The following is a 16,863-nucleotide window of genomic DNA, read 5'->3' on the forward strand; positions in this document are numbered from 1 at the left end:
TATTTCAAGACATTCTTGAATAATAACGATTAGTACTCCAATTATTATCATAACAAAGCCAAAGATATTATTAAATTCTATTTTAAAATCTAAAAGGTTACTAACCAAATTTGATGGTTAGTAACCTAAAAAGTTCAACTAAATCATTGTCTAGATTTATAATGAACGGACTTGTTTTAAAATATTTTCTTTAGTGAATCCATACTTTTCAACTACTAAATCTCCAGGAGCACTAGCGCCAAAACTATTTATACCAATGACTTTACCTTCAATTCCAACATATTTATGCCAACCAAGTGGTGATGCCATTTCGATAGCTATACGTTTAGTAACATCAGAAGGTAAAATTGATTCTTTATATTCAGAAGATTGTTGTTCAAATGCGTACCAGTTTGGCATAGAAATAACTCGTACACCTTTACCTTGTTGCTCTAATTCTTTTGCGGCTTCTACAGCTAAATTAACTTCTGATCCAGATGCCAATAATAAATATTCAAGTTGTTGTTCTGTTTCAAAAACAATATATGCGCCTTTTCTCACACCATTTTCAACTGTTTGTTTATCAACATCCAAAGTTGGTAAATTTTGACGAGTTAACACTAATGATGTTGGTGTTTGTTCTGATTCAAGTGCAACTTCCCAAGCTACACGTGTTTCATTACCATCAGCTGGACGAATAACATTCATGTTAGGAATAGCACGAAGACCTGCTAATTGTTCAATAGGTTCGTGTGTAGGGCCATCTTCACCTACAGCAATTGAATCATGAGTAAAGATGAACGTTGAATTGAGTCCCATGATTGATGATAATCGTAAAGCTGGTTTTAGGTAATCACTGAATACAAAGAATGTTGCTGCATATGGATGAAGTCCACCATGTGCTGCCATGCCGTTTATTGCTGCTCCCATTGCAAATTCACGTACACCAAACCATACGTTTTTACCTTCTGGAGTATCTTTATTATAATCTTTAGCTTCTTTAACGTTAGATTTATTTGAACCTGCTAAGTCTGCTGATCCACCAAAGAATGAAGGTACAAACTCGCTTAATTTTTGAATTATTTCTCCTGAATCAGCTCTAGAAGCACCACTGTGATTTAAATCATATTCTGGTAAGGCATCAGCGTAATTATTTGGTAACTTACCACTCATTGCTAATTTAAATTCTTCAGCTAATTCCGGATAGGCTTCACTATAATTTTTAAGCATATTATTCCAAGCCTCTTCATTTTCATTTGCACGTTTTAACATTGTTGATTTAAATATTTCGTATACATCTTCAGGAACATTAAAACGTTTTTCAGGATCTAATCCATATTCTTTAAATGTAAGTGCACGTTCTTCTTCACCAAGTGGGGCACCATGAACTCCATTTGAACCAGCTTTATTAGGAGAACCAAAACCGATAATAGTTTTAACTTCGATAATAGTAGGTCCTTGTTGTGATTTAGCTTGAGTGATTGCATTATCAATCTCATCTAAATCGTTACCATTTTCAACTAGAATATAGTTCCAACCATAGGCTTCGAAACGCTGTTTTGTATCTTCAGAAAATGATTTATCTAAATCTCCATCTAAAGATATATCATTTGAATCATAAAGGACAATTAATTTATCTAACTGATTATGACCTGCAAAAGATGCAGCTTCATGTGAGATACCTTCCATTAAGTCACCATCTGACGCTAATACATAAGTGTAATGATTAACTATATCAAATTGGTCCTTATTAAATTTACCTGCTAAATGACTTTCTGCTAACGCCATCCCTACAGACATGGCAAAACCTTGACCTAATGGACCAGTAGTAACTTCTACGCCATCAGTATGTCTATATTCTGGATGTCCAGGCGTCTTCGAACCCCATTGTCTAAATTGTTTAAGTTCTTCAAGTTCTAAACTACCAGAGACATGTAATAAGCTATACAATAAAGCCGAACCATGACCTGCTGATAGAATAAATCTATCTCTATTAAAAAAATCTTTAGATTGAGGGTTAAAATTAAGGTGGCGCGTCCATAAAGTATACGCCATAGGTGCTGCTCCCATAGGTAATCCAGGGTGTCCTGAATTTGCTTTTTCGATTGCATCAATGCTTAAAGCACGTATCGTATCTATAGCTAATTGATCTTTTTCATTAAACATCGTTGTGTCTTCCCTTCTACAATTAATATCTATTTTTAATTATAACTTATTTTATTTTAAAATGATAAAGAAAAATCAGATAAATTAGATCTAAGGATATAACTGGATTCAAACTATATACCTAGTTTAACTCCCTAAAAGTTAATTAAAAATAAATTATTTCTAAGTAAATCATCAATGACTACGAAAATTTTCAACTTATATATCAATGATGGGTCGAGCTCTATTGTTTTATTTATTGTGTTTCTCTTCTTGTATCTTTTTTAACTTTTCAGGTGTCACATCATTTCCTTCAGGGTCAATGACCTTAGTATTTTCTATCTGTTGCTTAAACCCTTTTCTAAATTCTTCTAAATACTGTCTTCTTAATTTAGTCTGTTCCTTAGCCTCTTCATTGGTTAAGCCATGTTCTTTCTTTTTTCTGGCTAATTCATTTATTCTATCAATATTTAAATTTTCTTTACTCATTTGAAACCTCTTTCTTAATCCATTAAATTTTATTATTGCTATCATAATAATTAACAAATATTCTGTTAGTTTTAATAATACTTATTACTTGAGTAGAATATATCAAAAAAATAAGCATAACCAAATTGTTACGCTCATTTTACAGTAGATAATATGAAAGTTAATTAACTAATGCGAACACAGACTGATCATTCTGTTCGCTATTTTGTTTGTCTTTATAGTTTTGAGTAGTTCCTTGTTGATTATGTTGATGAATCTTGTGGTCAGTCATTTCGTACGTTTGTTCTGATTGAGCACCTTGGTTAACGCTTAAAAAGAAAATTGAAAAAATAATACAAGACACTATTACTATTGTCATATATGTTAAAAATTTATATTTGTATTTTAAAATCATCCAATATCACTCCTAGAACATTTGTTTGTATAAGTAATTTATCAGAACATAAGTTCTGTGTCAACAACATTACGAACAAATGTTTGTTAGAAAATGTAATTAATGATATAATAATCTCAAACAACAATAAGGAGTGCCTATTTATGAGAGAACTCACTAAGCGACAAAGTGAAATATATGATTATATTAAGAAAATTGTTCAAACAAAAGGTTATCCACCAAGTGTTCGAGAAATTGGCGAAGCTGTCGGTTTAGCTTCAAGTTCTACAGTACATGGACATTTATCTAGATTAGAAGAAAAAGGATATATAAGAAGAGATCCTACTAAACCTAGAGCTATCGAGATAGTTAGCGAACAATTAGATGAGGTAAATGTAGAGGAAACAATACATGTTCCGGTTATCGGTAAAGTTACAGCCGGCGTTCCAATTACAGCTGTAGAAAATATAGAAGAATATTTTCCACTACCAGAGCACTTAACTTCAACACATAACAGCGATATATTTATTTTAAATGTAGTTGGGGAAAGTATGATTGAAGCTGGAATATTAGATGGCGACAAAGTAATTGTACGAAGTCAAACTATTGCTGAAAATGGTGATATTATAGTAGCTATGACTGAAGATGAAGAAGCTACTGTTAAACGCTTCTATAAAGAAAAAAATCGTTATAGACTACAACCTGAAAATAGTACTATGGAGCCTATTTACTTAGATAATGTCATTGTAGTAGGTAAAGTAATAGGATTATATAGAGAAATGTAATAAATTTATAATCAATATCTTATTTTTAAGTGTAGGCCTCCTTATATTTTTTATATGGTTTAAAAAACAAATACCCTAGGACAGCAACTGATGTCCTAGGGTTATTTAATATATTAATTTCGATGCCAGTGTTAGTGTTAAGATAACGCTTTTATCAATTTTTTCACTCTAAACCACACCTGTTGCGAGAGAAAAATTCAATACAACTTCTGACCAACCGATTTTGTTTTTTTTTTCTTATCTAATATTTCTTTCACTTTTTCAAGTATATCAGTTTGTTTTTTATTTTTTTGCTTCATATTTATCTACATCCTTACGGACTATATTTACCCATAAGTCATATATATAAACATTTAACTTGTATAATTTTCGGTCCAAAAGGGTTGTCTTCGATCATTGAAATATACACCTACGCCCAAATAATCAAAATGGGTGTTTAAAATATTCTTTCTATGCCCCAATGAATTCATCAAACCTTCATGTGCATAGATACTATTCAATTGTCCATATGCTAAGTTTTCTCCAGCAGCATTAAATTCTATTCCATCTTTTTTTAATCTATCAAAAGGAGAAAGTTTCTTTTGATTTACATGGTCAAAATAATTATGCTTAACCATGTCAACACTATGCTTACGCGCAGTATGAGAAACATCCTTAGAATAATCTAATGTTTTTAAGCCATGCTGTTTTCTTTCAGCATTGACAATGTCAAAATTTTGCAACTCAAAACTCTTTGCAAGTAATTTAGATGGTTTCCCATATTGATATCTTAATCGATTTTCCATTTTCTCACTAACTTGTAATAATGACTTCACACCATTATCTCTGTGCTTATCATAAAATACTGTGGTATAAATATGGTCTTTATGGAAAACATCATATTCATTACTTTTTACATCAAAACCAACTTTCCCTTTTTTTATAACTTGAATCGGGGGCCCATATCTTTCCCTAACAACATCTTTAGGAGTATCATACTTAATTTGAGATTTTGATGAAATAAGATTTTGATTTGTATACAGTGCATTAACATGATTGTTAATATAACTCACCATCAAAAATTGATTATAATCATTTGAATAATATGTGTACCAATTTGTGCCATACACACTCGAAGTCATACGCTTATGTTGTCCCAATTGTGCTTCAACATCTTTTTTAGTCATATTCATCTGTATATTGTTGATTGCAAATTCTTGCTTTTTAGGAATCGCTAATTGAGTATTATCGTCATTTGAATCAGAATCAATCCATCGATTAATTTGATGACGTATATCATTTTGAGCTTTAATCATAAAAGTAGTTTCTTTGACTGGCGTAAAAATAACGATGCAAAGTAAAACTGTAATCAATAAAAGAAATCTTTTAATTGTATTCACCTACTACTTTTTACTAATCTCTATCACCATTAAAGATTGAATTTCTTACTATGACGTAATCAACTGTTCTTAATGACTTCAAGTCCTTTCCTCCTGCATATGAAATTGAACTCTGTAAATCTTGTTCCATTTCAGTAAGGGTATCTTTAAGAGATCCTTTGTGTTCTACAAACATTTTTTTACCTTCAACGTTCTTATGTTCACCTTTTTGATATTCTGAGGCACTACCAAAATATTCTTTATATTTTTTGCCATCTAGCTCGACGGTTTCACCCGGTGATTCCTCGTGGGCAGCAAATAAAGAGCCAATCATTACCATAGTGGCACCAAAACGAATTGATTTGGCTATATCACCATGGGTTCTTAACCCTCCATCTGCAATAATAGGTTTTCTAGCTGCCTTATTACAAAGATTTAACGCAGAAAGTTGCCAACCTCCTGTACCAAATCCAGTTTTAATTTTAGTAATACATACTCTTCCTGGACCAATACCTACTTTTGTAGCATCTGCACCGGCATTCTCAAGTTCTCTTACTCCTTCAGGCGTCCCAACATTACCAGCTATCACAAAACTATTTGGTAAATGTTTTTTTATATGCTTAATCATATTTATAACTGAATTTGAGTGACCATGAGCAATATCAATTGTTATATATTCTGGTATGAGCGATGAAGAAGCTAATTTTTCAATAAAATTAAATTCGTTTTCTTTAACTCCAACAGAAATAGAAGCAAATAACCCTGCATGATGCATTTTTTTTATAAATGGAATTCTATTTTCTTCATTAAATCTATGCATGATATAAAAATAATCGTTTTCTGCAAACCATTGTGCAAGTTCTTCATTCATGACTGTTTGCATATTTGCTGGAACAACTGGCAATTTAAAAGTACGAGGCCCAAATTTAACCGAAGTATTACACTCAGATCTGCTTTCAACAATACATTTATTGGGAATTAATTGTATATCTTCATAATCAAAAATTTTCATCTTTTTTAACCCCTTACAATAGAATTAATCTTCAAAATGTTTAATGAAAATACGAATAATACCTTTAATTTTGTAAAAATCATTCATATTATTCATCCTTTTTAAATGTACATTGTTTTTCTTCTGTTGTAAATGGACCTAAGTAGTAAATATTTACCAACTAGATTTTTTTACACCTGGAATTTGACCTTTATGCGCATGTTCTCTAAATGCAATTCTAGACATTTCAAATTTACGTAACACACCTCTAGGTCTACCAGTTACTTTACATCTTCTAGTTAATCTAGTTGGAGATGAATCTCTTGGCAACTTTCTTAATGCTTCATAGTCCCCTTTTGCTTTTAATTCTTTACGTAACTCGTAATATTTATTTACTAATTCTTGTCTTTTTTGTTCTTTTGCTATTTTAGATTTCTTCGCCATATATTATAACCTCTTTCTACAAATCGTAATAATTACGTTTTATAGAATAACATATATTTCAAAATATACAAGTGAAAATTCTTCTAAGTACAAACTATAAAAAAAAACTCCCCTATGAGTTAAGGAGAGTTTTCGTTTCAAATTGTCGTATTTGAAAGATAAGTAATTATTTTGTTTCACGATGTAACGTATATTTATTTAATCTTGGACAATATTTTTTCATTTCAATGCGTTCAGGATTATTACGTTTATTTTTAGTAGTAATATAGTTACGATCGCCACACTCTGTGCAAGCTAATGTAATATTTACGCGCACGTTAAACACCCTTTCTAATGTTGTTAGGAATTCTTACGATTTAAGATTGTATCATATAATTCAGTGGTAAGCAATCTAAGAATTTTAGATTATTTAAAGTTTTCATATGTTTCGTCTTGATTTGTCTCTAAATCTATTTGATTGATATCAATACCTAAAGCTTTTGCTACACCTTTCCCATATTCTGGATCAGCTTTATAGCAGTGGCGAATGTGGCGAACTTTGACATCTTTAGAGACCCCATCCATTGCATTAGCTGTATTTGTGAAGATACGCTCTTTTGCATCTTCAGACTGTAATCTGAATAATTTACCTGGCTGTTCAAAGTAATTGTCATCATCCTGGCGATAATTATATTCATAACCATCACCATCTGTCGGGAATGGTGGCTTCTTGTGTTCAGGCTGTGACTCATATATACCTTGATTATTAGGATAATAATGTGGGCCTCCACCTTGGTTATTATCTAAGAAACGCATTTGTCCATCACGACTAAATGGACACAAGTTCTCAACTCCAACTCCCTTAGGTTGATTGACAGGAATCTGCCAATGATTAACTCCTAAACGATAACGTTGGGCATCTCCATATGAGAATAAACGTCCTTGTAGCATTTTATCTGGTGAATAATCTAACCCAGGAACAATATTTGTAGGCGTAAACGCTGCCTGCTCTACATCAAGAAAATAATTCTCAGGATTACGATTCAATTCAAATTCTCCCACTTCAATCAGTGGATAGTCTTTTTTATACCATACCTTTGTTAAATCAAAAGGATTGTCTGGATGATTTTTAGCTTGTTCCTCTGTCATAACTTGAATGTACATTTTCCATTTTGGATAATCTCCATTTTCGATAGCATTATATAAATCCCTCTGTGAAGAATCTCTATCCATACCTACAATTTTAGCCGCTTCCTCGTCAGTATAGTTTTCAATTCCTTGTTGTGTACGGAAATGATATTTAACCCATACACGTTCACCTTTATCATTATACATAGAATACGTATGAGAACCGAATCCATGCATATTTCGGAATCCTTTTGGCATACCTCTATCTGACATTAATATTGTCACTTGATGCAATGCTTCCGGTAGACCTGTCCAAAAGTCCCAGTTATTTTGTGCACTTCTCATATTTGTACGTGGATCTCGTTTTACAGCACGATTCAAACTAATAAATAGTTTAGGATCTCTAAAGAAGAAAACTGGCGTATTGTTACCTACTAAATCCCAGTTTCCATCTTCAGTGTAGAATTTCAAGGCAAACCCACGTATATCACGTTCTAAATCTGCTGCTCCACGTTCTCCTGAAACAGTAGAAAAACGTGCAAACATCTCTGTTTGTTTTCCGACTTCTGAGAATATTTTCGCATTTGTATATTGTGTGATGTCATTTGTAACTGTGAACGTTCCAAATGCACCTGAACCTTTCGCATGCATACGACGTTCAGGAATCACTTCTCTATCGAAGTGAGAAATTTGTTCTAAATAATAAACGTCTTGCATTAATAATGGTCCACGTTGTCCTGCTGTCATACTATTTTCTCTATCCGAAACTGGCGCACCAAAAAGTCCAGTTAATTTTCCATCCTGTTTTGACATAGCAAGCTCCCCCTCACTTTTATATTTAATATTGATTACTATGTAGTATCTATTTTAATTAAACCCTTTTCCGATAGCAAATAAACTTATTTTAAAATTATTGATAGAAAAACATAAGAAATATCAGAAAAATTTAACAATTACGCTTTAAAGTACTAAAAAGTTATTGAATAGTATCTTTAAAAAGATTAAAATGAGGGATATATTTTAAGATAGATGGGAGACGGCATATGGAAGATAATAATATGAAACGTGGTCTCAATTCGAGACATATATCTATGATAGCTATAGGTGGCGCTATAGGTACTGGACTTTTTGTGGCAACTGGAAGTGTCATTTCTCAAGCTGGCCCAGGAGGAGCTATATTAGCTTATATACTAATTGGTATTATGCTTTATTTTTTAATGTCATCAATAGGAGAATTAGCAACTTTCTATCCGGTTTCTGGTTCTTTTAGTTCATACTCTACCAGATTTGTTGATTCGTCACTTGGTTTTACAATGGGTTGGTTGTATTGGGGTATGTGGTCACTTGTAACAAGTGTAGATATCATTGTTGCTTCCAATGTATTACAATATTGGGATGTATTTAAAGTTTTAAATCCACTTACATGGAGCTTAATTTTCTTAACTCTGTTGTTTTTAATTAATATTTTTTCTGTTAAAGCTTTTGGAGAAACTGAGTTTTGGTTATCACTGATCAAAGTCATTACTATAATTGTATTTATTATTTTTGGAATTATGATGATTTTCGGTATTCTTGGTGGTCATACATATGGCTTTGAGAATTATACTAAAGGTCAAGCACCTTTTGTCGGTGGAATATCAGGCATATTAAGCGTTCTTTTAGTTGCAGGTTTTTCAGTTGGTGGTACTGAAGTAGTCGCAGTAACAGCTGGTGAATCAAATAATCCCGAAAAATCAATGCCTAAAGCTATAAAACAGGTATTTTGGAGAATATTACTCTTTTACGTATTGTCTATAGCTGTGATAGCTGCCATCATTCCATATACGGATCCACTTTTACTTAATGAAAATGAGTCTGTATCACAAAGTCCGTTTACAATTGTTTTCGATAGAATAGGGATCGCTTTTGCTGCATCAGTCATCAACGCTGTTATCTTAACATCATTATTATCAGCAGCTAACTCTGGTATTTATACAACAAGTAGAATGCTATTTTCTTTAAGTGCTGATAAACAAGCACCTAAATTCTTTGGAAAACTCAATGATAAAACTAAATTACCTATGCGTGCATTAATTACAACATATATTATTATTGTATTAGTCATTGTTTATGCTAATTTTAATGCTAATGCTGTATTTAACTTATTAAATATCATAGGATCTATGGTTATTGTAGTTTGGGGATCTAGTATTTGGTCACAAATTAGATTAAGACAAGCAATTAAAAAACAGGGTAAAAATCCAGATAAACTGTTGCCATATAAAGCACCTTTTTACCCAGTCGGACCTATTATTGTCCTTTTCACATTATTATTCTTATTATTAGGTAGTTCGTTTGGTAGTATCGCATCTGGTGATATTTTAGGTGTCATTCGAAACTTTACACCATTATTTATTCTAGCTATCATCTATATTGCTCATAAATTAATCAAACGGACACATTTTGTCAAACTGGAAGAAATAGATTTAACTCCGCATAATTACAAGAATTAATTATTAAGAAGGCCTGTGACGTGTATTTTTGTCACAGGCCTTTTTAATATTAGTAATTGATAGTTGAACTCAAAATGCATACATCAATTTCAATATCAGTAATCTCAATGCTAAAGAGTATTTCATACTTAATTTCTACTGAAAATATATGTCGAGACTATAGACTATAGTGGAGCTTCGAATTCGATAGGAAATTTGTTCACCCTCTTTTGAATGATTTAACACCATATATAAATTTTCGTTATTTTATGATTAAAACTTATAATGTATAATAAAGATAATAAAATGGTATAGAGGTGGATAACATGGTTGGACAAACAAATTTATTCGATGATGTTATAAAGAAAGAGGAACGCTTTGTTATAGTTGTTCAAGCACTTGAAGAAAAAAATGGTAAGCTCTTAAAACGGACTTTGAGAGAATATCCAAGCTTAGAGCACACGCAAATGAATGACCTTTTCTCTCATCTTAAAGAAGTATTTCTTGAAGAACCTTTTGGGGTCAATCAATCAGCATATAGCATTACTGTTTATACAAACCTAGATTATGCCGCAGATCAAGTATATGCACATGTTAAACGCTATAAAGGAAAACATGACTGGACACATACTGCGAAATAGCAAATCAATTGAAAGTCTCGATTTTCAATTGATTTGAAAGAAAAAGTAAATAAAGATTTAAATATATTCAATAAAGAAATTGTAGGCATGGATGAAGGTTAATTATGTAACTTATATTATGAATAAAGAAGCCCGTAAATAAATTTTGAAAATTCATTTACGGGCTATTATTCTAGATTATGTCTCAGACTTATATATTATATTAAAAAGAAAATTTTTTAATTATATTTATATCGACAGTTTTTTATGACTTACTACTTATATTTAGAGAAGTCAGATTCAATTAACCTTAAAATTATTAATTTACATATTAATTCATTGTAATAATACTTTAAACCAAAAGTTCTTTTAAAGCATAAGGAATACCGTTAGAATTATTATCTAAAGTTACCTCGTCAGCAATTTTCTTGAGTTCATCACTAGCATTTCCCATTGCTACAGAATATCCAGCAACTTCAAACATTGACTTATCATTCAAACTGTCCCCGAATACTATAACTTCTTCTAGAGAAATTTGTAATCTTTTACAAAGTGCTTTTATTGCGTTCCCCTTCGAAACATTCTTTGCCATAAACTCTAGGAAAAAAGGCTTACTCGTTGTCACATCAATATCATTATTGAAGTAACCATCCAATTCAATACGTGCTTCGGTAATATGACCTACATAATCCACACCCATAACTTTGGGCACACTATGATTAATATATTCCTTCAAATCAGCAACACGATTCATAGGTAATCCGGTAAGTTGTGATTCTATGTTCATATATTCATGACTACTATCGTGAATGATATATCCATTATCATAAGTAAGTACTAAAAAGTTCTTATCTCTACAATAATCTACAATATTATCGAAATCTTCCTTTGAAACAGGCTGATCGACCTCTACATTTTCATTAGCCATATTTATAGTTTTACCTCCATTATAACTAATAATGAAGCTGTTATATTTATTTAACTCTAATTCTCTCGCAGTAGGTAACATACCTTCTGTTGGTCTACCTGAGGCCAATACTACATAATAACCACGCTTTTGAATATCTAATAAGTAAGATTTTGTCTCAATGGATAATTTATTATCACTATTCATTAAAGTATCATCCATATCTAAAACTACCATTTTATACTGAGTCATATAGTATAGAACTCCTTTCAAGAGTTATTAAAAGTTTATTCTTAACTATATTTTACAATAATTTAGGACTTTAGGTACACCACTTCATCTTTAACACCTATTTCATTAATTGTTACTAGTTCTGAAGCACAATTATTAATTTTCTCACGTAGTGTTCTAACTAATTTACCACTTTTTTCTTTTGGACAAAGAGTGAGTATTGTAGGTCCAGCTCCACTGATAACAGTTGCATATGCATCATGTTGACGTGATAGTTTACGTACTTGATTGAATTCTGGAATAAGGTGTTGCCTATATGGTTCATGAAAACCATCTTGTTCCATCATCTTTCCAGCAAGTTTATATTTATGCTGAATGAGAGCACAAATCATAGTGTTACTAATGGCACTATTTTGCACAGCACCTTTATGTGAAAATGTATCGGGTAAGACCCTTCTAGAGTCTTCTGTACGAAGCTCATATGGAGGTATAGTTAAAATTATATCTACGTGCGGAACTTCTATTCTAGCAACATCTGTTATTTTAGTTATTGGATTATAAAAACCTGCAATCAAACCTCCATATATTGTAGGTGCTACATTATCAGGGTGTCCCTCAATTTCAGTCGCTAGTTGTAACAATTCGTATTTAGATAATTGAATATTACCAAAGTAATTAGCAATAAAAAGAGCACCGACTAATGCAGAGGCAGATGAACCTAGTCCTCTAGCTAATGGAATATCACTTCTCATTTCAATTTGCAAGCTTGGAAGTGTAACATTGTATTTACGCGCAACATTTAGAGCAGTTTGATAAATATAATTATTCTCATCTTTAGGTAAACCTTCTAGTTCTGAACTATAATATAGAAATTCCCAATTAGCTCTTTCAATCTTACGTATAGACATATGCAAATATTTATCCAATGCCATACCAATTGAGTCAAAACCTACACCTAGATTCGCGGTTGATGCAGGGATTTTAAGTTTTAAAACTTCCTCCATACTAGATTGCCCCTTTGATGTATCTAATTATACTTTCTTTATTATTAGGTAAAGGTTGAATAGGATTATCTAAGAGAGAAATAGCTGTGTCAGGATCTTTAAGTCCATTCCCAGTTAATATTGCAACTATCTTTTTACCTTTAGGTAACTTACCAGAGCGATGAAGTTTGATTAGACCTGCAATTGAAGCATTACTCGCTGGTTCACTAAAAACACCTTCATTTGTTGTCATTAACTGATAAGCTTCTAAAATTTCTTCATCTATCACACTATCAATTAAACCATTTGATTCATCTAGTGCATTAACAGCTTTTTGCCAACTAGCAGGATTCCCTATTCGGATAGCTGTAGCTATTGTTTCTGGATTTTTGATTATTTTATTTTGAACAATTGGAGATGCTCCTTCTGCTTGGAAGCCAAACATTTGTGGTAATTGTGTATTCTTTTTATTATGATATTCAACAAATCCTTGCCAATAAGCAGTTATATTACCTGCATTTCCCACTGGTATTGCTAAAATGTCAGGGGCTTGACCATCTAACTGTTCAACAATTTCAAAGGCACCCGTCTTTTGTCCTTCAATCCTAAATGGATTAACAGAATTAACTAATTCAATTTCATCATTTTCTTCAGCAATCTCTTTTACAATTTCTAGTGCTTCATCGAAGTTTCCTTCTATAGAAACAATTTCTGCACCATACATAACTGCTTGTGATAATTTACCTAATGCTATTTTACCTTCAGGAATTACGACAATTGCTTTTAAACCAGCTCTTGCAGCATAAGCAGCTGCTGATGCTGAAGTATTACCAGTTGAAGCACAAATAACAACTTTTTTCCCTTGTTCTTTTGCCTTTGTTACAGCCATAACCATACCACGATCTTTAAATGAGCCAGTCGGATTTGCTCCTTCATATTTAACATATAATTCAATATCTAATTTTTGAGAAAGATTTTCACAATAAATAAGTGGTGTATGTCCTTCATTGAGTGTTAGTGCTGGTGTAGATTGATTGACTGGTAAATATTCTTTAAATTCTTTAACTAATCCTTGCCATCTTTTCATAATTATTAAACTCCCTCTACAGGATAAACTTTCTTGATATTAAATCCTGATTGATTTAGAACTTTTTCTGGAGATGTTTCTATTCCAGTAACGATAATTGCATAAGTATCTTGATCCCTCTCAACAAGTTGCAACGATTTATGGAATGGTAATTTCTTTTTAATGTCATATTCAACTTTCTCCAAAGATTTATTATTGTTACTAATTACTATATAGTAATTAGATTTCTCTTGAATAACCACTGGTTCTGCACCATCCATCATTTCTTTAGTTTCCTCTGTCTTTAATTCAAAATGAGGTGGTAAAGTGTGTAAGTTTGATTCAAAGAAAAGTGCCACATTTAATAAATCACTTACAACTGCACTTCCTGTTGCTAAACTACCTGCACCTTTACCATAAAACATTGTATCGCCAACAGCATCACCTATAACATATATTGCATTGTATTCGTTCTCTACAGCTGCAAGTTGGTGATTCTTATGTATCAGTGTCGGTTCTACTGAAGCATTCACATATCCATTTTCATATGTACCTTTACCTATTAATTTAATTTTATAATTTAATGCGCTTGCTGCATTAATGTCTGCTAATGTAATGTCACTAATTCCTACCAATTTAACATCATTCAGTTTAATGACTTGGTTAAAAGATAAATAAGATGTAATAACTACCTTTCTTGCAGCATCTACACCTTCTACATCATCTGTTGGATCAGCTTCAGCAAATCCTAATCTTTGTGCTTCTTCTAACGCATCTTTAAAAGTTGTTTGTTCATGAGTCATTTTTGAGAGAATAAAGTTAGAAGTTCCATTAAATATTCCCATAAATTTAGAAATATTATTTGCATTCAGTCCATTATTAATGGCATTGACAATGGGGATACCACCTGCCACACTTGCTTCAAATTTAAGAGCGACGCCATTTTCTTCAGCTAAGTCCTCTAACAATTTTAAATGGACAGCTAGTAAGTCCTTATTTGCTGTAATCACATGTTTTTTATTTTTAAGGGCTGTTCTTAACCAATCAACAGTAGGTTCAATACCACCCATAACTTCAACGACTATATCAATAGAATTGTCATTTAAGATGTCATTAATATCTTCTGTAAGATGATATTGACTAATATTTAACGGACGTTTCTTAGATTTATCTCGGACTAGAATATGTTTAATGACAATATCCTTATTGATGGTGTCTTTAATCTGTTGTCTATTCTCTTCAATAATCTTTACAACACCTGATCCGACAGTTCCCAAACCAAGTAATGCGATATTTAACTCTTTCATGTAAATTACCTCCGTTTGTGCTTTTGAGAAAAACAATTGTACTGTTGAAAAATACTATATAATGGTTTAGTATAAAATCATTCTAAATTTTTGTAAAGTTCTTAATATTGAAAATATAAATCTATATTACCATGCTTAATCAGAAAACTAAATAAAATTTTCTGATTTTTTAGAAAGGTAGGAAAATTATGAAAGTTGCTAAGTTTGGTGGAAGTTCTGTATCAACTGCAGAACAAATTAAAAAGGTATTAACTATAGTGAATGAAGACCCTGAACGTAAAATCATTATCGTTTCAGCTCCAGGCAAAAGGCATAATGACGACATTAAAACTACTGATTTATTAATTCGTCTCTATGAAAAAGTACTTAATAAATTAAATTATGAAAGTAAAAAACAAGAAATTATTCAAAGATATGCTGATATAGTAGAAGAATTAGGTATAGGAAATGACATTTTAATAACAATTAATGACACTTTAGAGGAATACATTAAAAATCTTTCTGACAAACCTAACCGTTTATATGATGCTTTATTATCTTGTGGCGAAAATTTTAATGCTCAATTAATAGCCCAGTATAATAATAGTCAAGGTATTCCTACTCGTTATATTTCTCCTAAAGAAGCTGGATTAACCGTAACTGATTTACCACAGCAGGCTCAAATTTTAGATTCCGCATATAATGATATATACAAATTGCGTGATTATGATGAAAAACTAATTATTCCTGGTTTTTTCGGAGTTTCAAAACAAAATTATATCGTTACGTTTCCACGCGGTGGTTCTGACATAACTGGTGCTATCATAGCACGTGGCGTCCGAGCCTCACTTTATGAGAACTTCACTGATGTATCAGGAATATATAAAGCTAATCCAAATATCATAAATAATCCTGAACTCATTGAGGAAATAACTTACAGGGAAATGCGAGAGCTATCTTATGCAGGATTTGGAGTTTTTCACGATGAAGCACTACAACCTTTATACAAAGATCGAATTCCGGTAGTTATCAAAAATACTAATCGTCCAAATGATAAAGGAACCTACATTTTACATGACCGTGAAATCGATTCTAAAAATGTCATTAGTGGAATTAGTTGTGATAAAGGCTTTACTGTGATTAATATTAAAAAATATTTAATGAATAGATTAGTTGGATTTACACGAAAGATTCTTGGCGTTTTAGAAGATTATAATATATCATTTGACCATATGCCTTCTGGTATTGATAACATAAGTATTATCATGCGTACAAATCAAATTCAAGGTAAAGAAAGTCAAGTTCTTAATGCCATACGCAAACGTTGTGAAGTTGATGAGTTAAGTATCGACCATGATTTGGCAGTATTAATGATTGTTGGTGAAGGTATGAATCAAGTTGTTGGTACAGCTAGTAAAATTACTCACGCCCTTTCAGAATCAAACATTAATTTAATAATGATTAACCAAGGGGCTTCTGAAATTTCAATGATGTTTGGAATTCATGAAGCAGATGCTGAAAAAGCAGTATTATCTACGTACGAATTTTGTTACAACGGCGTTTGTTTAAAAAATTTGTGTAAATAAAATAAAAAAGATTTCTACATCACTTTCAATACATAAAGTAAA

The 16,863-nt window shown here is 31.8% G+C and carries 16 protein-coding genes; 4 read left to right on the plus strand and 12 right to left on the minus strand.

Annotated features, from left to right (window positions below):
* Window positions 1–156 precede the first annotated feature (156 nt).
* The 3 genes from tkt to sosA all read right to left on the minus strand — a co-directional run bounded on the left by tkt (window position 157) and on the right by sosA (window position 3,007).
* Window positions 157–2,145, minus strand: a complete 1,989-nt coding sequence (tkt, locus tag NST35_RS07110) for a transketolase (protein WP_002456536.1) — start codon at window positions 2,143–2,145, stop codon at window positions 157–159.
* Between the two features lie 231 nt (window positions 2,146–2,376).
* On the minus strand, window positions 2,377–2,613 hold the full coding sequence (locus tag NST35_RS07115) for a DUF896 domain-containing protein (protein ID WP_001831015.1): 237 nt from the start codon (window positions 2,611–2,613) through the stop codon (window positions 2,377–2,379).
* Window positions 2,614–2,773: 160 nt separating this feature from the next.
* On the minus strand, window positions 2,774–3,007 hold the full coding sequence (gene sosA, locus NST35_RS07120; protein WP_002486162.1) for a DNA damage-induced cell division inhibitor SosA: 234 nt from the start codon (window positions 3,005–3,007) through the stop codon (window positions 2,774–2,776).
* 143 nt (window positions 3,008–3,150) lie between these two features.
* Here sosA and lexA point away from each other — a divergent pair, with 143 nt between their 5' ends.
* Window positions 3,151–3,771: a transcriptional repressor LexA gene (lexA, locus tag NST35_RS07125; protein ID WP_001831182.1), complete on the plus strand. Its 621-nt coding sequence runs from the start codon at window positions 3,151–3,153 to the stop codon at window positions 3,769–3,771.
* A 353-nt stretch (window positions 3,772–4,124) separates the two neighbouring features.
* Here the strand turns inward: lexA and NST35_RS07130 are convergent, their stop codons facing one another.
* From NST35_RS07130 to NST35_RS07150, 5 genes are all read right to left on the minus strand, one after another.
* Entirely contained in the window at window positions 4,125–5,150 is a 1,026-nt protein-coding gene (locus tag NST35_RS07130; protein WP_002439636.1) for a CAP domain-containing protein, read from the minus strand.
* Window positions 5,151–5,163: 13 nt separating this feature from the next.
* Entirely contained in the window at window positions 5,164–6,141 is a 978-nt protein-coding gene (gene guaC, locus NST35_RS07135) for a GMP reductase (RefSeq protein ID WP_001832645.1), read from the minus strand.
* A 153-nt stretch (window positions 6,142–6,294) separates the two neighbouring features.
* The gene (rpsN, locus tag NST35_RS07140; RefSeq protein ID WP_001831302.1) at window positions 6,295–6,564 is read right to left on the minus strand and encodes a 30S ribosomal protein S14; all 270 of its coding nucleotides are present in this window, start codon (window positions 6,562–6,564) and stop codon (window positions 6,295–6,297) included.
* Between the two features lie 166 nt (window positions 6,565–6,730).
* The gene (gene rpmG / locus NST35_RS07145) at window positions 6,731–6,880 is read right to left on the minus strand and encodes a 50S ribosomal protein L33 (RefSeq protein ID WP_001831295.1); all 150 of its coding nucleotides are present in this window, start codon (window positions 6,878–6,880) and stop codon (window positions 6,731–6,733) included.
* An 89-nt stretch (window positions 6,881–6,969) separates the two neighbouring features.
* Window positions 6,970–8,484: a catalase gene (locus tag NST35_RS07150; protein WP_001831169.1), complete on the minus strand. Its 1,515-nt coding sequence runs from the start codon at window positions 8,482–8,484 to the stop codon at window positions 6,970–6,972.
* Window positions 8,485–8,714: 230 nt separating this feature from the next.
* Here NST35_RS07150 and NST35_RS07155 point away from each other — a divergent pair, with 230 nt between their 5' ends.
* Together NST35_RS07155 and NST35_RS07160 are read left to right on the plus strand one after the other, a co-directional pair.
* Entirely contained in the window at window positions 8,715–10,163 is a 1,449-nt protein-coding gene (locus NST35_RS07155) for an amino acid permease (protein ID WP_002456211.1), read from the plus strand.
* 305 nt (window positions 10,164–10,468) lie between these two features.
* On the plus strand, window positions 10,469–10,783 hold the full coding sequence (locus NST35_RS07160; protein ID WP_002439628.1) for a hypothetical protein: 315 nt from the start codon (window positions 10,469–10,471) through the stop codon (window positions 10,781–10,783).
* A gap of 331 nt (window positions 10,784–11,114) precedes the next feature.
* On the opposite strand, the gene NST35_RS07165 is transcribed toward NST35_RS07160, so the two are convergent.
* The 4 genes from NST35_RS07165 to NST35_RS07180 form a co-directional block, all read right to left on the minus strand.
* Window positions 11,115–11,921, minus strand: coding sequence for a Cof-type HAD-IIB family hydrolase (locus NST35_RS07165; RefSeq protein ID WP_001829516.1), 807 nt, complete (start codon window positions 11,919–11,921; stop codon window positions 11,115–11,117).
* 62 nt (window positions 11,922–11,983) lie between these two features.
* The gene (gene thrB, locus NST35_RS07170) at window positions 11,984–12,904 is read right to left on the minus strand and encodes a homoserine kinase (RefSeq protein WP_002456538.1); all 921 of its coding nucleotides are present in this window, start codon (window positions 12,902–12,904) and stop codon (window positions 11,984–11,986) included.
* Between the two features lies 1 nt (window position 12,905).
* The gene (thrC, locus tag NST35_RS07175) at window positions 12,906–13,970 is read right to left on the minus strand and encodes a threonine synthase (RefSeq protein WP_002456539.1); all 1,065 of its coding nucleotides are present in this window, start codon (window positions 13,968–13,970) and stop codon (window positions 12,906–12,908) included.
* Between the two features lie 5 nt (window positions 13,971–13,975).
* Window positions 13,976–15,256: a homoserine dehydrogenase gene (locus tag NST35_RS07180; protein ID WP_002476690.1), complete on the minus strand. Its 1,281-nt coding sequence runs from the start codon at window positions 15,254–15,256 to the stop codon at window positions 13,976–13,978.
* A 188-nt stretch (window positions 15,257–15,444) separates the two neighbouring features.
* Between NST35_RS07180 and NST35_RS07185 the strand changes: the two genes are divergently transcribed.
* The gene (locus NST35_RS07185) at window positions 15,445–16,821 is read left to right on the plus strand and encodes an aspartate kinase (RefSeq protein WP_002476689.1); all 1,377 of its coding nucleotides are present in this window, start codon (window positions 15,445–15,447) and stop codon (window positions 16,819–16,821) included.
* The last annotated feature ends 42 nt before the right edge of the window (window positions 16,822–16,863 follow it).

It is taken from the genome of Staphylococcus sp. FSL W8-0304 (genome assembly GCF_038006565.1).
GTDB lineage: Bacteria > Bacillota > Bacilli > Staphylococcales > Staphylococcaceae > Staphylococcus > Staphylococcus epidermidis.